This is a genomic window from Brevundimonas sp. NPDC055812, from assembly GCF_053616535.1.
This window is the reverse complement of the sequence record NZ_JBSHDX010000001.1, coordinates 62,183-84,438: the sequence shown is the minus strand read 5'-3', so window position 1 is coordinate 84,438 and position 22,256 is coordinate 62,183. Positions and strand designations below refer to the sequence as shown.

Genomic DNA, 22,256 nt, shown 5'->3' with positions numbered 1-22,256 from the left:
TTTAGTCCGCCTGCTCGGCCATGACGGCGGCCAGCAGCGCCTCGCCGTCCTGCAGGGCCCTGTTCTTCAGGAGGGCGGAGTCAAGGACCTGACCGTCCAGTATGATTTGACGCAGGCGTCGGGTGTCGCGGATGTCCTGCGACGGGTCGCCCTCCACGACCAGCAGGTCGGCGCGGCGTCCCACGGCGATGCGGCCGATGTCCTCGCGTTGCAGGATGTCCGCTGCGGTTCCGGTCGCCGACGACAGCGCCAGGAGGGGACTCAGGCCCGCGCGGGTCATCAGCTCCATTTCCAGATGAAGACCGCCGCCAGGCAGGTTGTAGGCGCCGGCGGGGGTGTCGGAGCCTGCGCCTATGCGGCCGCCCAGTTGGGCCAGACGCACCATCACGGCTGCGCCGATGCGGGCGTCCAGTCTCGCCTTGTCGTTGCTCTCGGCATTGGCGTGGAAATGCTGGTGGACGCCGCGCCATTGCTGATCCAGCCCGCCGCGGACCGACCCCTGCGCATCGCCCAACGGCAGATCGGCCAACACCGGATCGGGCGATTGCGTCTCGGCGGTGAAGTGGGAGACGGACAGGGTGGGGACCAGCGCCGTCTGCGCCGTCAGCAATGCGCGGGCCAGCTGATCGATCAGGGCTGGATCGAGAACGTCTGCGTCCAGATCGCCGCCCAGACGACGGTAGGCCAGGGCCGCGCCGCTGGCGTGCTCCAGACTGTCCAGGCCCAAGGCGGCGGCTTGAAGGAGATCGACCTCCGCGCCTCCGAGACCGCGCGTCGAGGCCATGCCCAGATCGGCCATGGTCGGCAGGCCCAACGCCCTGGCGCGCTGAACGGCGGCGGCGAAGGCGTCGGGCGGCAGCTGTTCGTACAGCTTGACCCAGTCGGCGCCTTCCGCCGCCAGGGCGTCCACGGCGGCGATCGCCTGCTCGGGCGTCCCCGCGATCAACAGTTCGACGCCTTCCAGGGACGGGCCGTCGGCCGGGCGCGCGGGCGACGGCCCGTCCGGCTCCGCCGCAGGGTAGAAGCGCTTGATGATGCTGTTCTCGCCGTCCAGCATCGGCCCGGCCCAGACCAGACGGGTCTGCGGCGCGGGCAGGGCCTTCAGGGCCCGGACCATCGCCAGATCGGTGTTGGCGGACCGCACCGTGGTCACGCCCGAAGCCAGGAACCAGCCGTAGTAGTGGGGGCGCGGGTGGGCGTGCAGATCGATCAGGCCCGGCATGATGCTGCCTTCGCCCGCGTCGATGAAAACGGCGCCTGGAGGCGCGGCGCAATCGGCCGCCTTGCCGACGCAGGTGATGACGCCGTCGATCGCCACGACCCGGCCATGAGGGATCGGCGCCGCGCCCGAGCCGTCGATGATCCGACCGGAAAGCACTAGGGCGTCGGGTCGGTCGGCCTCGCCGGCCTGCGCCGCCGTCGCCGTCAGGACGGCCAGGGTCGTCGCCGCCGTGCGCCAGAGCTTGCCCATCATGTCGTCTCCTCCTGAGCTGTTGCTTCTGGTTCGGACAACTGCACGGGCGGAGGCTGCGGGCTCAAGTTTCCTTTCTGTCATGCTGGGCCAAGGCCGCCGACATTGACTCCCGGCCTCGCCGCCTTCATAAGCCCGGCCTTCTCGCACCGGGTTTCGCCCGAGGCGCGATGTCTATTACGGACGATGCGTGGACCGCCGTTGAGATCGCCGCTCCAATAGGGGAGGGGCCGGGCCGCATCATGATGAAGAGTGACACATGTCCAAGCGCCACAGCGCCAAGTACAAACTCGACCGGGCCATGGGTGAAAACCTGTGGGGTCGCGCCAAGTCTCCCGTCAACAAGCGTTCCTACGGCCCCGGCCAGCACGGCCAGCGCCGCAAGTCCAAGGTCTCTGACTTCGGCCTGCAGCTGAAAGCCAAGCAGAAGCTGAAGGGCTACTACGGCAACATCACCGAGAAGCAATTCGCGGCGACCTACGCCGAAGCCGCCCGCCGCAAGGGCAACACCTCGGAAAACCTGATCGGTCTGCTGGAATCGCGTCTGGACGCCATCGTCTACCGCGCCAAGTTCGTGCCGACCGTCTGGGCCGCCCGTCAGTTCGTCTCGCACGGCCACGTGACCGTGGACGGCAAGAAGGTCGACATCGGTTCGTACCGCGTCAAGCCGGGCCAGGTCATCGAGGTCAAGGAAAAGTCGCGCAACATGGCTCTGGTGCTCGAAGCCCAGCAGTCGAGCGAGCGCGACCTGCCTGACTATCTGGAACTGGGCGATCGTGGTTTCTCGGTCCGTTACGGCCGCGTGCCGGAACTGTCCGACGTTCCGTACCCGGTGAAGATGGAGCCGAACCTGGTCGTCGAATACTACTCCTCGTAAGTTCGACGGACCTGCCCGATCCGTCGGGCGCGGTTTCAGGATCAAGAAGAGGCTCCGGCTCGCCGGGGCCTCTTTTTCTTATCCGACGCAGCGGCGGTTCCCTTTTGGGCCAAACCAAGGCATGTTGCGCCGGCTGTCAGGATCGAGCCGCGGGAGGCTGAAATGAGATATCGGATCGCTTTCTGCGCCGCTGTGGCGCTATCCGTCGTCCTGACCGGTTGCGCCCAGAAGCCGGGCTCGCTGGTGCGGACCGAAGGGATGCCGGGCCAGCTGGAGCCGATCCACGCCGCCGCCTTCACCCGCGACCTGGCCGTGTTCCGCGTCAGCTCCAACGGCTGCACCGACAAGAGCGACGTGAAGCCCTTCATCACCCGGCTCAAGGATTCGGCGGTCATCACCCTGCGCCGCCTGGACGAGGATCGCTGCACCCGTCCGATCAAGGGCGGGGTCCAGGTCGAATGGACCTTCCAGGAACTGGGCCTGCCGCCCGGCGCCAATGTCGTGGTCAACAACCCCTACATGATGGACGGCGCGGCCGTAGCCATCAGCCAGTGAGGGCGAAGGCCGTTAGGGCGGCCTTTTTCAACTTTCCTTTATCCATATCGAAACAGCCAGGGTTAATGCCTGGGAGTTAGAACGGCCGGCTCTTTTCCTCCCCGGCGTCTTCCATGCGTGTCCTGACCTGCCTTACCGACGAGCATCATCTGGGGCTCGTCGCCCTCGCTGCCCTGATCTGCCTGCTGGGCAGCTTCATCACCACAGGACTGTTGAAAGGGTCAGGGAGAACGCAGGGATGGCTCGTCTGTCCTGGCTCTTCCTGGGCGCCGTCGCGGGCGGGGCGACGATCTGGTGTACGCACTTCGTGGCCATGATCGCCTATCGGCCAGGCGTCGAGACGGCCTATGAGCCGCTGTTGACGGGCGTCTCCCTGGCGGTGGCGATTCTGGGCGTCGGCCTGGCGCTGGCGGCCGCCTCCATGCGCCGCCGGTTCTCCGTCGAGGCTGGCGGGATCCTGTTCGGCGCGGCCGTGGCGGCAATGCACTTTGTGGGAATGGCGGCCCTGTCGGTCGAGGGCGTGGTTCATTGGTCGGCCGTCTATCTGGCCGTATCCGTCGCCGGTTCGGTGCTGTTCGGCGCTCTGAGCTTCCATCTGGCGTCGGCCGACGACCGTTACGCCCGGTTGAAGGGCGGAGCGGCCATGGTGCTGGGCATCGTCTGCCTGCACTTCACCGCGATGGCGGCGATGACGGTCATCCCCCTGGCGCCGCTGGACGGCATGCTGACGGGCGAGAACGCGCGTGACGTGCTGGCGCTGGGCGTGGCCGGGGTGGGCCTGCTGGTTCTGGGCGCCGGGGCCGCCAGCCACGCTCTGGACCGCGAGGCTCTGGCGCAGAACCGTGAACGCCTGCAGTACCTGCTCGAGACCGGCGTGGACGGCATGGCGATCGAGCGGGACGGCGTCATCGTCGCCGTCAACGAAGTGCTGGCGGAACTGACGGGCGCGGATCGCCAGGCCCTGATCGGCTCGGATCTGGAGGCCTGGGTGCAGGACGCCCGCCGTCTCGATGACGGGGCTGTGACCCAGACCGTGTTGATGGCGAAGGGACAGGAGATTCCCGTCGAACTATCGGCCCGTCGCGACCTCACCGCGCGCAGCCGCACCATGATCTACGCCGTACGCGACCTGCGCGCCCGCATGGCCCAGGAGCGCCGCATCGCTCATCTGGCGCGCAACGACAGCCTGACCGGTCTGCCGAACCGCGCCTCCTTCCTGGAGCGTCTGACCCGCCAGAAGCAGACCGCCGCCGAGGGGGAGGCCCTGGCCCTGTTCGCCCTGGACCTGGACCGGTTCAAGGAAGTCAATGATCTGTACGGTCACGCGGTTGGAGACCAGTTGCTGTGCGTCATCGCCCAGCGGATGAAGGGGGCGCTGCGCGAGGGCGAGTTCATCGCGCGTCAGGGCGGCGACGAATTCCTGGCCCTGGCCTCGGTCGCCGACCGCGACGAGGCTCGCGCTGTCGCCGAGCGCCTGCGTCAGGCCGTTGTTCAGACCGTGACCCTCGACCACGCCGACCTGTCCTGCGGCGCCAGCATCGGGGTGGCGCTGTGGCCTGAGGACGCCCACGACGTCTCTACCCTGATCAACAACGCCGACCTGGCCATGTATCGCGCCAAGGCCTCCCTGACCCAGGACGTCTGCTTCTATGAGGCGGACATGGACCAGGCGGTCCGTGCGCGCCGTCGTGTGACCCAGGCCCTGCGCGAGGCGCTTGAGAATGAGCGGTTCGAGCTGCACTATCAGGTGCAGGCCTCGGTCAGCACCGGCAAGGCTACCGGTTATGAAGTTCTGCTGCGCTGGAAGGATCACGACGGCCGCTACATCTCGCCGGCCGACTTCATCCCTGTGGCCGAGGAGAACGGTCTGATCCTGCCGATCGGCGAATGGGTGCTGCGCCAGGCCTGCCGTCAGGCCGCCGCCTGGGCCGAGCCGCATCGCATCGCCGTGAACCTGTCGCCGGTCCAGTTGAGCCACGTCGACCTGCCTCGTCTGGTGCACCAGATCCTGCTGGAGACCGGCCTGGCGCCGTCGCGCCTGGAGCTGGAGATCACCGAGACGGCCATGATCACCGACATGGAGCGCACCACCCATGTGCTGCGCCAACTGAAGGCCCTGGGCGTGAGCATCGCCATGGACGACTTCGGCACGGGCTATTCCTCCCTGTCGACGCTGAAGGCCTTCCCCTTCGACAAGATCAAGCTGGACCGCTCCTTCATGACCGAACTGGACGGCGAGGCGCCGCAGTCGCGGGCCATCATCCGCGCCGTCCTGACCATCGGCGAAAGTCTGTCGATCCCGGTCCTGGCCGAAGGCGTCGAAACCGCGGAGCAGTTGGCCTTCCTGCGCGCCCAGGGCTGCAATGAGGTGCAGGGCTACCTGCTGGGTCGGCCTCAGCCCGAGGCCGACGCCTTGTTGAACGGCGTGGTCAGGATCGCGGCGACGGAAGCCGCCGAGCCTCAGGCCGAGCGCGCGGCGGCGTAGCCCGGCCAGTGCGTCGCGTCCGCCCGTTCGTACTGGACGGGCAGGGCCTCTTTCGCGCCCAGAGCGACGGCGGCGTGATGGCCCCAGTTCGGGTCGTCCAGAACCGCGCGGGCGACGGCGATCAGATCGGCCTTGCCCTCGGTCAGCACCGCTTCGGCCTGTTGCGGCGTGACGATCATGCCTACGGCCATGACGTTGGCCTCGGGGACCGCCGCCTTGACCGCCTCGGCGAAGGGAAGCTGATAGCCCGGCTGGTCGCCTGGGATGCGCGCGGTCGCGACGTTGCCGCCGCTGGTCAGGTGCAGGTAGTCATAGCCCATCTCGTGCAGGGCCTGGCCGAAGACGGCGGCCTCGTCCGGGGTGATCCCGCCCTCGGTCCAGTCCGAACCGTTGAAGCGGACGCCGAGGGCCTTGGTCCGGGGCCAGGCGTCGCGCAGGGCCTGGGCGACGCGCAGCGGGAAGCGCATCCGGTTCTCCAGCGAGCCGCCGTACTCGTCCGTCCGTTCGTTCGACAACGGCGAGAGGAACTGGGTCAGCAGGTAGCCGTGGGCGGCGTGCAGCTCGACCAGGTCGAACCCGGCGCGGTCGGCGCGCTCGGCCGCATCGACGAAGGCGGCGACCACGCGGTCCATGCCCGCCTGGTCCAGGGCGGTCGGCGTATGCCAGTCGTCGCGATAGGGCTGGGCCGAGGCGGAGAAGGTCTCCCACGCCTTGTCCGCCGGGGCCGGGCCGCCCCGGTCGATCCACGGCGGATTGGTCGAGGCCTTGCGTCCGGCGTGGGCCAGCTGAATCCCGATCGGCGTGTCCGAATAGGTGCGGATGTCGCGGATGATCTTCGCGAAGGCGGCTTCCTGCGCGTCGTTCCACAGGCCGGTGTCGGCCCAGGAGATGCGGCCAGCGGCCTCGACGCCCGTGGCTTCGATCACCACGAGTCCGGCGCCCGACAGAGCCAGTCTGGCCACATGCTGGGCGTGCCAGGGCTGAGGAACGCCGTCCACGGCCGAATACTGGCACATGGGGGCGATAACGATGCGGTTCTTCAGCGTCAGCGGCCCGACGGCGCGCGGGGTGAACAGCAGGCTCATGCGTGAATCTTTCGATGAACCCCGGGGAGGCGGGGCACAGTAGCTATGACTGTGGCGGTTGGGTTCAAGGCCTCCCTTTCCGATTATTCACGTGATCCCCAACCGCGAGCCTGGCAGTTTGCCGCCAACCAACAAGGGGAACACCTATGCGTCGTCTCATCATCGCTCTCGCCGTCGCCGCGGTCGCCGCGCCCATGCTGTCGGGCTGCATCATCATCGCCACCGAGAAGCCGACCACCCGCGTCATCCACTCGGCCCCCGCCGAGGCGAACTGATGCGCCTGGCCGTCGTCGCCGCCGTCGCCCTGCTGCCGCTGCTGGGCGGTTGCGTCATCTATTCCAACGAGGGCGGCGAGAAGGTCTCGATCGTCACGGACCAGAGCGCGGCTCGGGACGAGCCGCTGGAAGCCGTCCGCAAGGTCGATTTCGACGGCCAGCGTCTGAACGTCGTCGTCGGCTCCAACGGCTGCACCGAGGCGTCCAGCTTCGAGGTGCGGATCAAGGACGGCGATCCCGCCGAACTGACCCTGGCCCGCCGTTCGCCTGACCTGTGCAAGGCCCTGGTCCCCGAGGGCAAGACGGTCAGCTGGACCTATGACGAGCTGGGCCTGGAGCGCGGCCAGCCCGTGCGCGTGCTGAATCCGATCAGCCTGTAGGCCCGGCCCTGGAGAGGCGTCAGGCGCCGAACGCGCCTGACAGCACGCCGAACAGCGGGTTCGGCCGTCCTTCGTCGTTGAACAGCAGCGGACTGTCCTTGCCGTCGTCGTTCTCGGCGCGGCGCAGCCAGGAGTCGCTGTCGCGCACGCCCCAGACGGTGAAGGCGAAGCGCTGGGCGGGGGGCAGGTCCATGAAGGCTTCCGCCAGTTCGGCCACGCGCGCCGTCTGCTGTTCGCGTCGCTGGGCGCCGGGACGCAGGTCAGGCATCCGGCCGCCGCGTTTCAGAGAGGCGTCCAGTTCGGAGACATGGATGGGCAGGCCGAACTGGCGGGCCTCGTTCATGAAGCCGGCGATCCGGCCGTCGGGGATTTCGATGTCGAGGTGAGACTGGACGCCGATGCCCTGAACCGGGGCGCCCGCCTTCAGCAGCCGCTCGACCAGACGCAGGAAGGCGGCGCCCTTCTTCGGCGTGTTCTCCAGATTGTAATCGTTCAGGAACAAGGTCGCAGCCGGCGCGGCGATGCGGGCCTGTTCGAAGGCGCGGATGATATAGGCGTCGACGCCGCCCAGGCCCTGGCTCCACACGCAGTCGCGATAGCCGCTCCCGTCATCCTCGACCGGTTCGTTGACCACGTCCCAGCCGACGATCTGGCTGCGCCAGCGCCCGGCGACCTCGGCGATGTAGCGGTCGTGTTCGGCGATGAAGCGCGGTCGGTCGTCGACGAGGGCGGTGAACCACGGATGCTCCTGCGCGTACCAGATCAGGGCGTGGCCGAAGAGGCGGATGCCCAGATCACGCGCGAAATAGGCGATGCGGTCCGGCGCGTCGAAGCGCAGGGAGCCGTCCTTCTGGAGGATGTATTCCATCTTCATCTCCCACTCGGGCGTGAGCTGGGAGAAGTGGGTGGAGACCAGACGGAACCAGTCCTGATCGGACAATTGGCCCGACATGGCGACGGTCCCGACAGGGAAGGACGCGACAGACTTCAGCGGGCGGACGGGGCCGGTCGGCGACGGAACAGGCGCTTCGCCTGCGCCGCAGGACGCGAGCGCGAGGGTCGAAGCCAGCAGGGCGCGGCGGTCGATCACGTGTCAGCCTTCGGCGCGGCGGCGCAGGCCCATTTCGTCATAGGCGGCGGCTTCGCGCTTGGCGGCGGCCATCAGCTTGTTCAGCCGGGTGGTCTCGGCGACGTGCTCGAACTTCTTCAGTTCCTCGAAGGCGCCGGTCAGGGCGTCGCGGGCGCCTTCCTCCTCGGCGGCGACGGCGGCGACTTCGGCTTCGGCGTCGGCGCGGCGCTGCTTCCAGCCGTTGAGATAGGCCTGCAGCATCATGCCCGACGACGGGTCGTGCCGCGCGTTTTCACGCTCGACCTCGGCCTCGGCGTCCAGCACGGCGACGCGCATTTCGGCCTCGGCCTTGCGGGCGCTGATTTCGGCCAGTCGCTTCTGCAGCGTCTCGACCTCATAGTTGGAGATGCGGATCAGGGATTGGGCCCAGGCCGTCATGCGTCGTTTCCCGCGATCATTGGTCCACCATGCCTTGGTTCAGGATGGTTTCAAGTCTGTCGAAACTGTCGGCCAGGCGCGTCACGTCGTCCTTGTCCTGGGTCAAGAAGCCCTCCAGGGCCGGATTCAGGGCGATGGCGCGGTCGACGATGGGGTCGGCCCCGGTGCGATAAGCGCCGATGCGGATCAGCTCTTCCATGTTGGAATAGGCGCTCAGGCACTGGCGCGCGCGGCGGTTCAGCTCGCGCTCGGGCGAGGACTGGTTGCCGGGCATGGTGCGGCTGACGGACTTCAGCACGTCGATGGCGGGGAAGCGGCCGCGCTCGGCGATTTTGCGGTCCATGACGATGTGGCCGTCCAGGATGCCGCGCACCGCGTCGGCGATCGGCTCGTCATGGTCGCCCCCGTCCACCAGTACGGTGAACAGGGCGGTGATCGGCCCCGCCTCGGTCCCGTCCGGCCGGATCGGCCCCGGCCCGGCGCGCTCCAGCAGCTTGGGCAGTTCGGTGAAGACGGTGGGGGTATAGCCCTTGGTCGTCGGCGGTTCGCCCGCCGCCAGGCCGATCTCGCGCTGGGCCATGGCGAAGCGGGTGACGCTGTCCATCAGGCACAGCACCTCCAGCCCCTGATCGCGGAAGAACTCGGCCACGGCCATGGTCATGTATGCCGCCTGGCGCCGCTTCAGCGCCGGCTCGTCGCTGGTGGCGACCACGACGACGGCGCGTTTCAGCCCCTCTTCGCCCAGGGTCTCCTCGATGAACTCGCGGACCTCGCGGCCCCGCTCGCCGATCAGGCCGACCACCACGACGTCGCAGGTCGCCTGTCGCGCCAGCATGGACAGCAGCACCGACTTGCCCACGCCCGAACCGGCGAAGATGCCCAGACGCTGGCCCCGGCTGGTGGTGGTGAAGACGTCCATCGCCCGCACCCCCAGGTCCAGTCGTTCGCCCACCCGGCCGCGCGAATGGGCGGGCGGCGGCGGGGCGCGCAAGGGGTAGGGGACGAGGCCGGGCGTCAGCGGCCCAAGGCCGTCGATCGGTTCGCCGAAGGAATCGATGATCCGGCCCAGCCAGGCGGTGGTGGGGCGCACGCTGGCGGCTGTGTCGATGATCCTGATGTCGGCGCCGGGCGCCACGCCCTCGACCGGGCCGAAGGGCATCAGCAGGGCCTTGGCCTCGCGAAAGCCGACGACCTCGGCGGGCAGGGGCGGCTGGCCGCGCCGCTCGATCTCGGCCCGCGCCCCGACGGCCAGACGCGACAGGCCGCCGCGCGACTCGATCAGTAGGCCGCTGACGCCCGCCACCTTGCCGGTGACGACCAAAGGGTCGATCGCTTCGACGGCGGCGACGAGATTGCGCAAAGAAAGCCCCTGGACCGCAGGCGCGATGGGGCGATCCCAGGCGCGCGGCCGATGGGCGGACACTGCTGCATCATGGTTAATGAGCGATGAAGCCGGCCTGACGTTACAACTTATGCGCGCGAGAAAGGAAAAAGAAAGCTTCCGGCCGTAGACTTCCCTCAGACGTGCCTAGGGTCATCACCGCAATCAGAAGGGGAGCGGGTCGGATGTTCAGCAGAAATCGTCGGCGAAAACAGGCTGCGGATCTGGAGCGGCTTGAGGAACTGGACCGCCTGATGGCGGCGATCGGGCGGTCCCAGGCCGTGATCGAATTCAATCTGGACGGGACGGTTCTCGGCGCCAACGACAATCTGCTTCAGACCATGGGCTACGCCCTGGACGAGATTCAGGGACGGCATCACCGGATGTTCATGGACCCCGATGAGGCGTCGACGCCCGACTACAGCGCCTTCTGGCGGGAACTGAACGAGGGCCGCTTCGTCGCCCGCAAGTTCCGCCGCATCGCCAAGGGCGGGCGGGAGGTCTGGCTCGAAGCCTCCTACAATCCCGTGCTGGACGAAGCCGGTCGGCCGCTGAAGGTGGTCAAGCTGGCGGTCGACATCACCGAGGCCGAACAGGCCTCGCAGCGGGCGGAGCAGGCCCGCCTGGCGGCCGAGGCGGCGCAGGCTCGCCTTGTCGGCGCCTTGGCCGAACAGCTCTCCCGCCTCTCGGACGGCGATCTCCTGGCGGCCATCGAGCATGAGATGGAGGGCGCCCACCAGGCGGTGAAGTCGGACTTCAACGGCGCCGTCGCCAGCCTGCGCACGGCGCTGGGGCAGGTGCTGGCGGCGGTGGCCACGCTGCGCGGCGGCTCCGACGAAATCAGCCAGGCCTCGGATGACCTGTCGCGCCGCACCGAACAGCAGGCCGCTTCGCTGGAGGAGACGGCGGCGGCCCTGGATCAGATCACCGTCACCGTGCAGCGGGCGGCCGAAGGCGCGCGCCAGGCGGCGACGGTCGCGTCCAAGGCTCACGCAGAGGCGGATCGGTCGAGCGACGTCATGCGCCGGGCCGTCGCCGCCATGGACGGCATCAGCCGCCGATCGGCCGAGATCAGCGACATCGTCGGCGTGATCGACGAGATCGCCTTCCAGACCAACCTGCTGGCGCTGAACGCCGGGGTCGAGGCGGCGCGGGCGGGCGACAGCGGACGCGGCTTCGCCGTGGTCGCCTCGGAGGTGCGGGCCCTCGCCCAGCGCTCGGCGGAGGCCGCCAAGGAGATCAAGACCCTGATCGCCGCCTCGGGCGCCGAGGTGGCGCAAGGCGTGGAGCTGGTCGCCGAGACGGGCCGCGCCCTGACGACGATCGCGGAACAGGTCAATGAGATGGACGGCCTGGTCGCCGAGATCGCCGCCTCGGCCCAGGAGCAGGCCTCGGGCCTGGGGCAGGTCAATCAGGCGGTGAACCAGATGGACCAGGTGACGCAGCAGAACGCGGCCATGGTCGAGCAGACCACGGCGGCGGCCGCCAATCTCAAGACCGAGGCCGAACACCTGGCTGAACTCGTGGGGCGTTTCCGCACGGGCGCGGACGAGGGTGGGGCGCGCGAGCTGAAAGGTCGGGAGACGCCCGGCCGCGGCGGCCCGCCTCCGGCGCTGGAGGCCCAGCGCGCGCGCCTGCGCGCCGTGGCCAACGGTCCGGCGGTGGAGGAATGGACCGAGTTCTAGGCCCTAGAACAGCAGCTTCACCGCCGCTCGCATCAGCAGGGCCAGCACGGCGCCGAAGACCAGGCAGGCGATCAGGTTGGGAATCGGCCGTTGCAGCCGGGACAGCAGGACCTTCATCGAAACGCGTCTGTGGTCAGGCGGGGGCGGCGGGGTCCTGCAGCGGCTGAGCCTCGTCCGAGGGCGAGGTCAGCACCGCGCCGACCGAGGCGGTGATGATGGCGGCGATGGCCAGCCATTGCAGGGTGCTGAGATGCTCGCCCAGCACGAACAGCCCGGCCAGGGCGCCGATGGCCGGATCGCCGCTGACGGCCACGCCGAAGGTGCGCTTGGGAATGTGGCGCAGGGCGATCATGTCCAGCGTATAGGGCAGGGCGCTGGACACCAGGGCCACGACCAGGCCGAGCGCCAGGATCTTCGGATCGAACAGGGTCAGTCCTGCGCCGGCGAGGCCGAACGGCACGACCGTCACGGCCGCCATCGACATGCCCACGGCGACGGTCGCGCCGCTGGGCAGGTGGCTGACCCGCTTGCCGAAGACGATGTAGCTCGCCCAGAAGAGGCCCGCCGCCGCCGCATAGGCGCACCCGACGGGGTCCAGCGTCGCCACGGCGCCGTCGAGCGGCAGCAGCAGGCTCAGGCCCAGCACCGCAAAACCCACCCAGACGAAATGGATCAGGCGGCGCGAGTTGAACAGGGCGACCGACAGCGGCCCCATGAACTCGATGGCCAGGGCCACGCCCAGCGGAATGGTGTTCAGCGCCATGTAGAAGCTGAGGTTCATCAACCCCATGACCCCGCCGTAGACCGCCAGGGCCCGCAGGTCGTTGCGAGTGAAGGCGGTGCGCCACGGCCGGAAGATCGCCAGCAGCACCAGGGCCGAAAGGCCGACGCGCAGCGCCGCTGTCCCGGCCGGCCCGACCATCGGATACAGCGTCTTGGCGAAGGAGGTGCCGGCCGAAAGGGACACCATCCCCCCGACCAGGGCGAGATAGGGCAGGATGGCCGCGAGGCGCGGCGTGCGAAGGGCGAGCGTCAGGGAGGACATGGCGCGGAACCTAGCCAAAACCCGCCTGCGTTTCTCGCTGATTTCACCTGCCATGACGCAAGAAACAGGCGTATGATCCCTGATAATGCAAGAAAACGCCGACCTCGATTCCTTCGACCGTCGCCTGCTGGCCCTGGTCCGGCGCGACAATCTCCAACCCGCGCGCCTGTTGGCGGAAAAGGTCGGCCTGTCGGAATCGGCGGTGTCGCGGCGGTTGCGGCGGCTGCGCGACGAGGGCGTCATCATCGCCGACGTCGCCGTGGTCGACCCGGCGCGCCTGGCGCGGGCCCTGACCATGCACGTCCTGGTCGAGATGGAGCGCGAGGGCACCGCCGTTCTGGACGCCCTGATCGACAAGCTGACCGCACGGCCCGAGGTTCAGGCCGCCTGGTATGTGACGGGCGACACCGACCTGATCCTCTATGTCGTGGTGCCGACGATGGAGGCCTATGAGGTCTTCACCCGCGAGATGCTGAACGACGACGCCCGCGTCCGCGCCTTCAAGACCCTGATCTCCATCCGCGAGGTCCTGCCCTTCGACCCCGCCCGCCGCGCCCTGGCGCGATGAGCTCCGCTAAAGCCTGCGTCAGAATTCCTGCGCGGGTCTGCTTTGTTCGCGGCGTATAAGACTTATCTGTTGAGCCGACACCCGCACGGAGACCTCCCATGTCCGACGCTTCCAACGCCGCCTATGACGCCAGCCGCCACAAGAAGGCGGGGCGGGGCCGGGTCTATGACAGCATCGTCGACACCATCGGCGACACCCCCCTGGTGCGGCTGCCCAATCTGACGGCGGCGCTTCAGCCCAAGGCCACGGTGCTGGCCAAGCTGGAGTTCTTCAACCCGATCGCCTCGGTCAAGGACCGCATCGGCGTGGCCATGGTCGAGGCGCTGGAGCAACTGGGCAGGATCAAGCCGGGCGCGACCCTGATCGAGCCGACCAGCGGCAACACCGGCATCGCCCTGGCCTTCGTCGCCGCGTCCAAGGGTTACAAGCTGATCCTGGTCATGCCCGAGAGCATGTCGATCGAGCGGCGCAAGATGCTGGCCCTGCTGGGCGCGCGCCTGGAGCTGACGCCCGCCGAAAAGGGCATGAAGGGCGCCATCGCCCGCGCCGAGGAACTGCTGACGGAAATTCCCGGCTCGGTCAGCCCGGCCCAGTTCGAGAACCTGGCCAACCCCGCGATCCACGAGGCCACCACGGCCGAGGAGATCTGGAACGATACGGCCGGGGCCGTCGACGTGGTCGTGTCCGGCGTCGGCACCGGCGGCACCATCACCGGCGTCGGCCATGCGCTGAAGGCGAAGAAGCCCTCGGTGAAGATGATCGCGGTCGAGCCGACGGCCTCGCCCGTCCTGTCGGGCGGCGCGCCCGGCCCGCACAAGATTCAGGGCATCGGCGCGGGCTTTATCCCCGCCGTGGTCGACCGCGCGGTCATCGACGGCGTGGAGCAGGTCACCAATGAGGAGGCTTTCGACATGGCCCGCCGCGTCGCGCGCGAGGACGGCGTACCTGTCGGCATCAGCTCGGGCGCGGCCCTGGCGGCGGCCTTCCGCCTGGCGGCGCAGGATGAATATGCCGGTCAGACCATCGTGACCATCATCCCCAGCTTCGCCGAGCGCTATCTGTCGACGGCCCTGTTCGAGGGACTGTGAAGTCGCTTGGAGCGCGACTGCACTGCTGGTTAACCGCTGACGCCTAGGGTGTCGTCATGGGCGACACCCAGGCCAGTTTGAACGAGACGAGCACGCCGCGCGGGCGCACGGCGCGGCAGGTGCTGCTGCGTCGGCTGGCCGATGTCGTCAGCCTGCCCGCCAGCCGGCTCAACGCCTTCGAGCGGGCGGTGGTCGGCGATCTTCTGGCCGACGTGCTGCGTCCGGCGATGCTGGAGGAGCGGCGGCGCGTGGCCTTGCGGCTGGCCCCTCTCGGCGAACTGCCGGACGCCCTGAAACGCCTGTTGTTGCGCGACGAACCGCCGGTGGCGGCGCCGTTGCTGGAAGACTGCGCCGCCCTGTCGGACGCCGATCTGATCGGCTGCGCGCGGGACGCCACGATCCGGCACCGGCTGATGATGGCCGCCCGGCGCGACCTGTCGGAAGCTGTGACCGACACCCTGTTGAGCTGGGGCGAGGAGCCGGTCATCGCCGCCGTCCTGGCCAACCCCTCCGCCCGCCTGACCCAGACCAGCCTCGAGGGCGTGATCGCTCTCAGCCGGTCGTCGCGCGCGCTCTGCACGGCTCTGCTGAAGCGGCCGGAGCTGCGCCCCTCGGGGGCCTATGTCATGTTCTGGTGGTGCGGGCCGGACGACCGACGCGTCATCCTGCAGCGTTTCGCCGTCTCGCGCGACGTCATGCAGACCAGCGTCGAGGACGTCTTCGCCCTGGCGGCCGAGGAGGGCTGGGCCGACCCGGTGGCGCGCAAGGCGCTTCAGTTCATTGAAAGACGTCAGCGAAATCGCGCGGCGATAGAGAAGAGCCCCTATGCTGACCTTGAGGCCGCCGTCGCCGCCGCGGCCGCCCACGGCCTGTCGCGCGACCTGGTCGGCGAGATCGGCCATCTTTCCGGGGTGAAGCCGCTGACGGCGGCCAAGATCATGGGCGATCCCGGCGGAGAGCCTGTGGCTATACTCTGCAAGGCGGCGGGGCTGACGCGTTCTAGTCTTCAGACCCTGTGGCGATCCATGCGTCGACCCGAGACGACCGGGGACGGCGCCGTGCATCCGGACTGGAGCCGGGTGCAGCTGACCTATGAAATGCTGGCCGTCGATCGCGCCCAGACAGTGCTGCGTTACTGGAACTGGTCCCTGTCATCCGCTCTGACGCCGACCCTGCTGCGCGCCATTCGCGATGGTGAAGACCAGATGATCGACGAATACTCGGCGCCCGAGCGCGCGGCGGCGCTCGCCTTGGCGGATAACTTTGGTCGTTGAAATGGCCGTTCCTGATCTATGCTGAATTCGAGCTCACACTTCGCTTCTTGAGCGAGAAATCACCTCCGCATTGCTTTCAATACAAAACATAAGTATGAAACCGCTCGACGGCAGGTCGATTCAGATCAGTCGATTGAAAATGGGGCATGCAAGAGGCTGATGCAGATGGAAGAAAAACCCGAACTGCTCGAGATGACCGCTGACATCGTGTCGGCCTATGTCAGCAACAATTCCGTTTCGGCTGACGCCGTGCCGGGTCTGATCGCACAGGTCCACGCGGCTCTTTCGGGCGTTTCGGTCGCTCCGGTCGAGCCCGAGCCCGAGCCCCAGGAACCGGCGGTGCCGGTTCGCAAGTCGATCACGCCGGACTTCCTGATCTGCCTGGAGGATGGTCGCAAGTTCAAGTCGCTGAAGCGTCACCTGCGCACCAAATACAACATGAGCCCCGAAGAATACCGCGCCAAGTGGGGTCTGCCGAAAGACTATCCCATGGTCGCCCCGAACTACGCCAAGGCGCGTTCGGAACTGGCCAAGCAGATGGGTCTGGGCCAGGGCGGCCGTAAGCCGGCCCGCGCCACGCGTAAGTAATCCGCTTACGCATCCGAGAGATGCAACGCCCGCTCTTCGATCGAAGGGCGGGCGTTTTGCTGTCAGACGCACAGCCTGGGACAGGGGTGACCTGAGGCGCGGCGGCGGTTAACCCTGTCCGCACACCTGCCGTTGAAACGGCCGCGCTAGACAGACGGCATGTACCACGCGCCTTCCGGTTTCGATCCTTCCGGCCCTCCGCCCGATCGGCGGCGACGCATTCGCGCGCCGTTTCGCCAGACGCGCCGTCCCGACGAGCGGATCACCCTGCTGGGCGAGCCGATCGATCTGGTTCGGCCCGAAGAGGTGCTGCTGCATCTGGAGCGCAGCGTGGACGCGGGCGTGCAGAGCATCGTCGCCAACCACAATCTGCACAGCCTCTACCTGATCCGGCGCACGCCGGGGATGCGGCGTCTGTACGAGGCGGCCGATCTGATCGAACTGGACTCGACGCCGCTGATCCATTTCGCGCGTCTGCTGGGCCATCCCGCGCGGCCGCAGCACCGCTGCACCTATCTGGACTGGCGCGATCATTTCTGGAGCTTGGCCGACCGCAACGGCTGGCGCGTCCTCTATGTCGGCGGCGCTGATGGCGTGGCCGAAGAGGCGGCGCGGCGGCTGGCGGCCCGCTATCCGGGCGCGATGGTGAAGGGCCTCAGCGGCTATTTCGACGCCACGCCCGGGTCCTTGGGCAATACGGCGGTTCTGGCGGCGGTCAGGGATTTCGCCCCGCACGTGCTGTTCGTCGGCATGGGGATGCCGCGTCAGGAGCTGTGGATCGCGGACAATCTGGCGTCTCTGCCGGCGGTTCCGATCCTGCCGGTGGGCGCCGCCTTCGACTATGAGGCCGGGGTTCAGAAGGCCGCGCCGCGCTGGATGGGACGGGTGGGCGTCGAATGGCTGTTCCGCCTGTTCGCCGATCCGAAGCGGCTGTTTGCGCGCTACTGCATCGAGCCCTGGTTCCTGATCGGACCGGCGCTGGGCGACGTGCGCGCGGCCATGCGGCGCAGGAAGCGCTGAACCGCGCCCCTTGTCAGCCATCGCAATGACGCTGATTGAGGCGTTGTATTCTCGAGGCCTTTTCTTGGCTGGACCGGATCGACCGGCCGTCCGCTAGCCAGCCCGCATACTCCTGAGCGCGCCGAGCGCGGCGCCGGCTGACAAGGAGACGACCGCGCCGATTTCAGACGATTCAGACGAATTGGACTCTGTTTTTTCCGTCCACGTCGACCCCGCGCCTCGGATCACGCCGTGACGATCTCTTCGGCCTGTTGCAGGTCGACGCTGACCAGTTGGCTCATGCCGCGCTCGGGCATGGTGACGCCGTACAGGCGGTCCATCCGGCTCATGGTCACCGGGTTGTGGGTGATGACGATGAAGCGGGTGTCGGTGCGCGAGCGCATCTCGTGCAGCATCCGGCAGAAGCGGTCGACGTTGGCGTCGTCCAGCGGCGCGTCCACCTCGTCCAGCACGCAGACCGGCGCCGGATTGGCCAGGAAGACGCCGAAGATCAGCGCCGCCGCCGTCAGGGCCTGCTCGCCTCCGCTCATCAGGCTCATCACCGACAGCCGCTTGCCGGGCGGACAGGCGTAGATCTCCAGCCCCGCCTCCAGCGGATCGTCGCTCTCGACCAGTTTCAGCTCGGCCTGACCGCCGCCGAACAGGGCCTCGAACAGGGTCTTGAAGTTGGTGTTGATGACGTCGAAGGCGGCGATCAGCCGCTCGCGCCCTTCGGCGTTCAGTTCGTCGATGCCGTCGCGCAACTTGGCGATCGCCTGCGTCAGGTCGATGCGCTCGGTCTTCATGGCGCTGAGCCGGTCGCCGTATTCGGCCGCCTCTTCCTCGGCGCGCAGGTTGACGGCGCCCAGCGCCTCGCGCTCGCGCTCAAGCCCGTAGAGCAGGCTTTCGGCCCCCGCCGCGTCGGGTGGGCGGGCGATGGCGTCGTCGGTCAGCTTCTTGCCCAGCTCCTCGGGCGACATCTGCGCCGTCTCGCGGATGTTGGCGGCGCTTTCGGTCAGCTTTTCCGCTGCCGCCTCGGCGCGGGCGGACAGACCTGCCCGGCTTTCGCGGGCCTGAGAGGCGGCGGTTTCAGAGGCGCGGGCGGCGCGGTCGGCTTCCTGAGCGCCCGCCTCGGCCACGGCGACGGCATCGGTCGCCGCCTGCTTGCGCTTTTCGGCCTCGGCCAGGGAGTCCATCAGGGCGTTGCGCTGCTCGGCGAAACCGGCGGGCGCGGCTTCGGCCTTGGTCAGGGCGACTTGCGCCTTCTCCGCATCGCGCTCCAGCGTCTTGAGGCGGGCGGCGCTGTCGCCGGATCGCGCAGCCCAGCCCTCGCGGGCGCGGGTCAGACTGCCCAGCCGCTGTTCACGCATGGCGCGGTCGCGGGCCTCTTCGTCGCGGGTGGAGCGGGCGGCCTGCGCCGCCAGTCGGGCGCGCTCGGCCCCGCCGCGCGCCTCGGTCAGCTCCTGTCGCAGGCCGACCACCACATCGGAGGACGACTCGACCGAACTGGCCTCGGCGAAGGCGGCCTCGGCCTCCTGCACCTCGCCGTCCAGCCGGGCGACGGCCTCGTCCAGCGACTGGGCGCGGGCCTCCTTGCGGGCCTGATCGCGCATCAGGGATTCCAGCCGATCGCGGGCGGAGACGACCTGCTTGTCCAGCGTGAAGGGGCGCAGCCGCGCGGCCTTCACCGCTTCCTCGGCGGCGCGGAAGGCTTCGCCTGCGGCCTTCAGCGCCCCTTGCGCCGTCTCCAGCGCGGGCTTGCCGAGGTCGATCTCGGCTTCCAGTTCCGACAGGCGGGTGCGCTGGGCCAGACGCACGGCGGCGGGGCGGGGCGCCTCGGCGCAGCTGACGAAGCCGTCCCAGCGATAGAGGTCGCCCTCGAGCGTGGTCAGGCGCGCGCCGCGCGGCAGGGCGCGGGCCAGTTCGGCGATCTGCTCGCGCGGGGCCACGCCGCAGAAGGCTAGGCGCGCGGCCAGTTGATCCGGCGCCGTCACATGGGCCGACAGGGGCTCGACGCCTTGCGGCCAATCGGGCGGGGCGGCGTCCGCGCCCGCCCAGTGCGCCGGGGCGCGGGCGTCCAGCGCGGCGTCCAGGTCATCGCCCAACGCCGCCGCCAGCGCGGCCTCATAGCCCTTGGCGGCCGACACCCGGTCCAGCGCCGGAGGGTGTTCGCGCTTGCCGGTGACCAATAGTTGCGCCAGCCCGCGCGCCTCGGTCTGCAGCCGACCGAGCCGGTCCTCGGCGGCGCGGGCGGCGGTGCGCGCCTCCTGCTCGGCGCGGGCGATGTCGCTGCGTTTGGCCTCGGCGGCTTCGACGGCTTCGCGCGCGGCGGTCAGTTCGGTCTGAGCGGTTTCCAGCGCCGTGCGCGCCGTCTCGATCTCGGGCGTCTCCAGCGGGCCGAGCGCCTCGCGTTCGCGGCGGGCCTGTTCGTGCTGGCCCTTCACCCGCGCGAGCCGGGCCTCGGCGTCGCGCTTGCGGGCGCTTTCGGCGTTGGCGCGGGCCTCGACGGCGGCCAGCGTCCCGGCCAGCCGTTCGACCTCGGCGTCGGCGGCCTTGCGCGCGTCCTCAGCCTCCAGCAGAGCGCGTTCCAGTTCGGGGCCACGCTCGGGGGCGGCGGCGATCTCGGCCTTCAGCTTGTCCAGTTCGCGATCCAGCCGTTCCAGCTCGCGCCCGGCGTCGGCGGCCATGCCGTCTTCGCGCACGCGGTCGGCCTCGATGCGGGCGACCTCGGCCTTCAGACGGTCGACCTCGGCGCGCGCGGCCTGTTCGGCCATGTCCAGCCGGTCGCGCTCGATGATGGCGCGGTTCAGCAGGGCGGTGGCGACCGCGTCTTCTTCACGCGCGGGCTTCAGCCCTTCCTGAGCGTTCAGGGCCGCCGTCTGGGCCGCCGCCGCCGCTGTGGTGGTCTCGGCCACCAGCCGGTCGGCCTCGCGCAGTTCGGCCGCCGCCGTCTCGGCCGCCGTTTTCGCATCCGTCCAGCGGACGTAGAGCAACGCGGCCTGAAGCGCGCGGATCTCGGCCGATATCTTCTTGTATTTCTCCGCCTGACGCGCCTCGCGTTTCAGCCGGTTCAGCGTCGACTCCAGCTCCTTGCCGATGTCGTCCAGTCGGTCGAGGTTGGTCTCGGCCGCCTTGAGCCGCAACTCCGCCTCATGACGACGGGTGTGCAGGCCCGCCACGCCCCCGGCTTCTTCAAGGATGCGGCGGCGGTTCTGGGGCTTGGCGGCGATCAGCTCCGAGATCTGGCCCTGACGCACCAGCGCCGGGCTGTTGGCGCCGGTGGAGGCGTCGGCGAACAGCAGTTGCACGTCGCGCGCCCGCACCTCCTTGCCGTTGATGCGATAGGTCGAGCCGCGGCCGCGCTCGATCCGGCGCGACACCTCCAGCATGGGCGCATCGGTAAAGGGCTGGGGCGCGCGCTTCTGGGCGTTGTCGATGGTCAGCTGGACTTCGGCGTGGTTGCGCGGCGGACGGCCCGCGGCGCCGGCGAAGATCACGTCCTCCATGCCCTGGCCGCGCATGGCCTTGGCCGAGTTGGCGCCCATGACCCAGCGCAGGCTTTCCAGCACGTTCGACTTGCCGCAGCCGTTGGGCCCGACGATGCCGGTCAGCCCGGCCTCGATCTGCACCTCGGCCGGGTCGACGAAGGATTTGAAGCCGACGAGCCGGAGGCGCTGGAACTGCATCGCGTCCCGATCAGCGGGTCCGGATCAGCGGGTCGATGGCCGCCGATAGGGCCTCCAGCGAATGGTCGCTGACCCGCTTGCCGTTGACGAAGAAGGAGGGCGTGCCGGTCACCCCGGCCGCCACGGCGCCCTCGACCTCGGCCTGAAGGGCCTGGCTGGTCGCGGGGTCCTTCATGCAGGCTTCGATCTGTTCCTGGCTGCGGCCGCTGGCGGCGACGGCTGCGGCGAACCAGTCGCGGGCGTCGCCCTTTTCGAAGGCGGCGGCCTGACCGCTCATCAGGCTGTGGGCGACATCGAAGAAGCGGTTCGGCGCGGCGCAGCGCGCTATGCCCGCCGCCGTCGCCGCGATCTGGGCCGGCGCCGTGGGCATGTCGCGGAACACCAGCCGCACCTTGCCGGTGTCGATGTAGCGCGCCTTGAACTGCGGCAGGGTCTCATTGGTCCAGGCGGCGCAGTGGTTGCAGGTGAAGGAGGCGTATTCGATCACCGTCACCGGGGCGTCGGCCCGACCCAGCACGCGGTCGGCGGCCGTGACCGCGGGGACAGCCGCCGTCGTGGAGGCGCGCGTTACGGCCGGATCGAGCGCGGCCGAAGGGCTGGCGACGGCGGCGGTCGCCAGGGCGGCTGCGCCCAACAGGGCGTTGAGAGTCAGGCGCGGCCGCAGCATCGGCTTACTTCGCCAGTTCGGCGTCGATGACCTCGGACAGGCCCGACAGCGAGCTGTCCGCCACCTTAACGCCGTTGACGAGGAAGTAGGGGGTGCCGGTCACGCCGGCGCTGATGCCGGCCTGGATGCGCTTCTCCATCGCCTCGATGGCGCCCTTGTCGCGGATGCAGTCGTTGATCTGCTGCTCGCTGAGGCCCGCCGCCTGACCGGCGCGGAACAGGGTGGTGCGCGGCTGGACGCCCGCCATCCATTCCTTCTGGCTGGCCATGATGTCCTCGACGACGTCGAAATACTTGTCCGGTCCGGCGCAGCGGGCGATCAGGAAGCCGGCGACGGCGATGTCCTGCGGCGGCGTCGGGAACTCGCGGAAGACGTAACGGACCTTCTTGTTGTCGACGTACTTCGTCTTGAATTCAGGCCAGACTTCCTCGTTCCATACGGCGCAGTGGCCGCAGGTGACCGAGGCGTATTCAACGACGGTGACCTTGGCGCCTTCATCGGCGCCCAGCGCCATGTCGCCCTCGGCGGCGCCGCCGGAAGCTCCGCCCGAACAACCCGCCAGCACGGCCATGGAGGCCAGGGCCGCGGCGGACAGCGCCGCACGGCGGCTCATGGCGGCGTATTTGAAGGTCGGGGCCAT

General features: G+C 68.9%; 20 protein-coding genes. 11 read left to right on the top strand and 9 right to left on the bottom strand.

What is annotated here, in order from left to right:
- Position 1: 1 nt before the first annotated feature.
- Positions 2–1,474, bottom strand: a complete 1,473-nt coding sequence (locus ACWGL1_RS00415) for an amidohydrolase family protein (RefSeq protein ID WP_452110850.1) — start codon at positions 1,472–1,474, stop codon at positions 2–4.
- A gap of 256 nt (positions 1,475–1,730) precedes the next feature.
- Between ACWGL1_RS00415 and rpsD the strand changes: the two genes are divergently transcribed.
- The 3 genes from rpsD (at position 1,731) to ACWGL1_RS00400 (ending at position 5,388) form a co-directional block, all read left to right on the top strand.
- On the top strand, positions 1,731–2,348 hold the full coding sequence (gene rpsD, locus ACWGL1_RS00410; RefSeq protein ID WP_003169687.1) for a 30S ribosomal protein S4: 618 nt from the start codon (positions 1,731–1,733) through the stop codon (positions 2,346–2,348).
- Between the two features lie 162 nt (positions 2,349–2,510).
- Complete coding sequence (locus tag ACWGL1_RS00405) at positions 2,511–2,903, top strand: hypothetical protein (RefSeq protein ID WP_291778166.1); 393 nt, start codon at positions 2,511–2,513, stop codon at positions 2,901–2,903.
- Between the two features lie 238 nt (positions 2,904–3,141).
- On the top strand, positions 3,142–5,388 hold the full coding sequence (locus tag ACWGL1_RS00400; RefSeq protein WP_452110849.1) for a bifunctional diguanylate cyclase/phosphodiesterase: 2,247 nt from the start codon (positions 3,142–3,144) through the stop codon (positions 5,386–5,388).
- Here the strand turns inward: ACWGL1_RS00400 and ACWGL1_RS00395 are convergent.
- Positions 5,364–6,473, bottom strand: coding sequence for an NADH:flavin oxidoreductase/NADH oxidase (locus ACWGL1_RS00395; RefSeq protein ID WP_338576346.1), 1,110 nt, complete (start codon positions 6,471–6,473; stop codon positions 5,364–5,366). The two genes, ACWGL1_RS00400 and ACWGL1_RS00395, sit on opposite strands and share 25 nt — an antisense overlap.
- Before the next feature lie 146 nt (positions 6,474–6,619).
- Here ACWGL1_RS00395 and ACWGL1_RS00390 point away from each other — a divergent pair, with 146 nt between their 5' ends.
- Entirely contained in the window at positions 6,620–6,748 is a 129-nt protein-coding gene (locus tag ACWGL1_RS00390; protein ID WP_003169681.1) for a hypothetical protein, read from the top strand.
- Positions 6,748–7,128, top strand: a complete 381-nt coding sequence (locus ACWGL1_RS00385) for a hypothetical protein (RefSeq protein ID WP_312219780.1) — start codon at positions 6,748–6,750, stop codon at positions 7,126–7,128. Before ACWGL1_RS00390 ends, ACWGL1_RS00385 begins: the two co-directional genes overlap by 1 nt.
- Before the next feature lie 19 nt (positions 7,129–7,147).
- Here the strand turns inward: ACWGL1_RS00385 and ACWGL1_RS00380 are convergent, their stop codons facing one another.
- The 3 genes from ACWGL1_RS00380 to fliI are packed head-to-tail and all read right to left on the bottom strand — an operon-like array spanning position 7,148 to position 9,995.
- Positions 7,148–8,218: an endo-1,4-beta-xylanase gene (locus ACWGL1_RS00380; RefSeq protein WP_338576343.1), complete on the bottom strand. Its 1,071-nt coding sequence runs from the start codon at positions 8,216–8,218 to the stop codon at positions 7,148–7,150.
- Between the two features lie 3 nt (positions 8,219–8,221).
- Positions 8,222–8,635, bottom strand: coding sequence for a flagellar export protein FliJ (locus ACWGL1_RS00375; RefSeq protein ID WP_452110848.1), 414 nt, complete (start codon positions 8,633–8,635; stop codon positions 8,222–8,224).
- A gap of 16 nt (positions 8,636–8,651) precedes the next feature.
- Positions 8,652–9,995 (bottom strand): flagellar protein export ATPase FliI, encoded by a 1,344-nt coding sequence (fliI, locus tag ACWGL1_RS00370; RefSeq protein WP_452110847.1) that lies wholly within the window; start codon positions 9,993–9,995, stop codon positions 8,652–8,654.
- A 206-nt stretch (positions 9,996–10,201) separates the two neighbouring features.
- Between fliI and ACWGL1_RS00365 the strand changes: the two genes are divergently transcribed.
- Positions 10,202–11,701, top strand: coding sequence for a methyl-accepting chemotaxis protein (locus ACWGL1_RS00365; protein WP_452110846.1), 1,500 nt, complete (start codon positions 10,202–10,204; stop codon positions 11,699–11,701).
- Positions 11,702–11,834: 133 nt separating this feature from the next.
- Here the strand turns inward: ACWGL1_RS00365 and ACWGL1_RS00360 are convergent, their stop codons facing one another.
- Complete coding sequence (locus tag ACWGL1_RS00360; protein WP_452110845.1) at positions 11,835–12,746, bottom strand: EamA family transporter; 912 nt, start codon at positions 12,744–12,746, stop codon at positions 11,835–11,837.
- Positions 12,747–12,831: 85 nt separating this feature from the next.
- Here ACWGL1_RS00360 and ACWGL1_RS00355 point away from each other — a divergent pair, with 85 nt between their 5' ends.
- The 5 genes from ACWGL1_RS00355 to ACWGL1_RS00335 all read left to right on the top strand — a co-directional run bounded on the left by ACWGL1_RS00355 (position 12,832) and on the right by ACWGL1_RS00335 (position 17,284).
- On the top strand, positions 12,832–13,314 hold the full coding sequence (locus ACWGL1_RS00355; RefSeq protein WP_291778187.1) for an Lrp/AsnC family transcriptional regulator: 483 nt from the start codon (positions 12,832–12,834) through the stop codon (positions 13,312–13,314).
- A gap of 98 nt (positions 13,315–13,412) precedes the next feature.
- Positions 13,413–14,402, top strand: a complete 990-nt coding sequence (gene cysK / locus ACWGL1_RS00350; RefSeq protein WP_291778190.1) for a cysteine synthase A — start codon at positions 13,413–13,415, stop codon at positions 14,400–14,402.
- 56 nt (positions 14,403–14,458) lie between these two features.
- Positions 14,459–15,676, top strand: coding sequence for a DUF2336 domain-containing protein (locus tag ACWGL1_RS00345; RefSeq protein WP_452110844.1), 1,218 nt, complete (start codon positions 14,459–14,461; stop codon positions 15,674–15,676).
- Positions 15,677–15,841: 165 nt separating this feature from the next.
- The gene (locus ACWGL1_RS00340) at positions 15,842–16,264 is read left to right on the top strand and encodes a MucR family transcriptional regulator (protein WP_291778428.1); all 423 of its coding nucleotides are present in this window, start codon (positions 15,842–15,844) and stop codon (positions 16,262–16,264) included.
- A 159-nt stretch (positions 16,265–16,423) separates the two neighbouring features.
- Positions 16,424–17,284, top strand: coding sequence for a WecB/TagA/CpsF family glycosyltransferase (locus ACWGL1_RS00335; RefSeq protein ID WP_452110843.1), 861 nt, complete (start codon positions 16,424–16,426; stop codon positions 17,282–17,284).
- Positions 17,285–17,508: 224 nt separating this feature from the next.
- Here the strand turns inward: ACWGL1_RS00335 and smc are convergent, their stop codons facing one another.
- The 3 genes from smc to ACWGL1_RS00320 are packed head-to-tail and all read right to left on the bottom strand — an operon-like array spanning position 17,509 to position 22,256.
- Positions 17,509–20,949, bottom strand: coding sequence for a chromosome segregation protein SMC (gene smc / locus ACWGL1_RS00330; RefSeq protein WP_452110842.1), 3,441 nt, complete (start codon positions 20,947–20,949; stop codon positions 17,509–17,511).
- Positions 20,950–20,959: 10 nt separating this feature from the next.
- Entirely contained in the window at positions 20,960–21,616 is a 657-nt protein-coding gene (locus ACWGL1_RS00325) for a DsbA family protein (RefSeq protein WP_346487241.1), read from the bottom strand.
- Positions 21,617–21,620: 4 nt separating this feature from the next.
- Positions 21,621–22,256 carry a thioredoxin domain-containing protein gene (locus ACWGL1_RS00320; protein ID WP_291778209.1) on the bottom strand — a complete coding sequence of 212 codons (636 nt, stop codon included), beginning with the start codon at positions 22,254–22,256 and terminating at the stop codon, positions 21,621–21,623.

Excerpts from the sequence above, each read along its gene's own strand:
- ACWGL1_RS00415 (WP_452110850.1), bottom strand. The coding sequence starts at position 1,474 with ATGATGGGCAAGCTCTGGCGCACGGCGGCGACGACCCTGGCCGTCCTG.
- rpsD (WP_003169687.1), top strand. The coding sequence starts at position 1,731 with ATGTCCAAGCGCCACAGCGCCAAGTACAAACTCGACCGGGCCATGGGT.
- ACWGL1_RS00405 (WP_291778166.1), top strand. The coding sequence starts at position 2,511 with ATGAGATATCGGATCGCTTTCTGCGCCGCTGTGGCGCTATCCGTCGTC.
- ACWGL1_RS00400 (WP_452110849.1), top strand. The coding sequence starts at position 3,142 with ATGGCTCGTCTGTCCTGGCTCTTCCTGGGCGCCGTCGCGGGCGGGGCG.
- ACWGL1_RS00395 (WP_338576346.1), bottom strand. The coding sequence starts at position 6,473 with ATGAGCCTGCTGTTCACCCCGCGCGCCGTCGGGCCGCTGACGCTGAAG.
- ACWGL1_RS00390 (WP_003169681.1), top strand. The coding sequence starts at position 6,620 with ATGCGTCGTCTCATCATCGCTCTCGCCGTCGCCGCGGTCGCCGCGCCC.
- ACWGL1_RS00385 (WP_312219780.1), top strand. The coding sequence starts at position 6,748 with ATGCGCCTGGCCGTCGTCGCCGCCGTCGCCCTGCTGCCGCTGCTGGGC.
- ACWGL1_RS00375 (WP_452110848.1), bottom strand. The coding sequence starts at position 8,635 with ATGACGGCCTGGGCCCAATCCCTGATCCGCATCTCCAACTATGAGGTC.
- ACWGL1_RS00365 (WP_452110846.1), top strand. The coding sequence starts at position 10,202 with ATGTTCAGCAGAAATCGTCGGCGAAAACAGGCTGCGGATCTGGAGCGG.
- ACWGL1_RS00360 (WP_452110845.1), bottom strand. The coding sequence starts at position 12,746 with ATGTCCTCCCTGACGCTCGCCCTTCGCACGCCGCGCCTCGCGGCCATC.
- ACWGL1_RS00355 (WP_291778187.1), top strand. The coding sequence starts at position 12,832 with ATGCAAGAAAACGCCGACCTCGATTCCTTCGACCGTCGCCTGCTGGCC.
- cysK (WP_291778190.1), top strand. The coding sequence starts at position 13,413 with ATGTCCGACGCTTCCAACGCCGCCTATGACGCCAGCCGCCACAAGAAG.
- ACWGL1_RS00345 (WP_452110844.1), top strand. The coding sequence starts at position 14,459 with ATGGGCGACACCCAGGCCAGTTTGAACGAGACGAGCACGCCGCGCGGG.
- ACWGL1_RS00340 (WP_291778428.1), top strand. The coding sequence starts at position 15,842 with ATGGAAGAAAAACCCGAACTGCTCGAGATGACCGCTGACATCGTGTCG.
- ACWGL1_RS00335 (WP_452110843.1), top strand. The coding sequence starts at position 16,424 with ATGTACCACGCGCCTTCCGGTTTCGATCCTTCCGGCCCTCCGCCCGAT.
- smc (WP_452110842.1), bottom strand. The coding sequence starts at position 20,949 with ATGCAGTTCCAGCGCCTCCGGCTCGTCGGCTTCAAATCCTTCGTCGAC.
- ACWGL1_RS00325 (WP_346487241.1), bottom strand. The coding sequence starts at position 21,616 with ATGCTGCGGCCGCGCCTGACTCTCAACGCCCTGTTGGGCGCAGCCGCC.
- ACWGL1_RS00320 (WP_291778209.1), bottom strand. The coding sequence starts at position 22,256 with ATGGCCCCGACCTTCAAATACGCCGCCATGAGCCGCCGTGCGGCGCTG.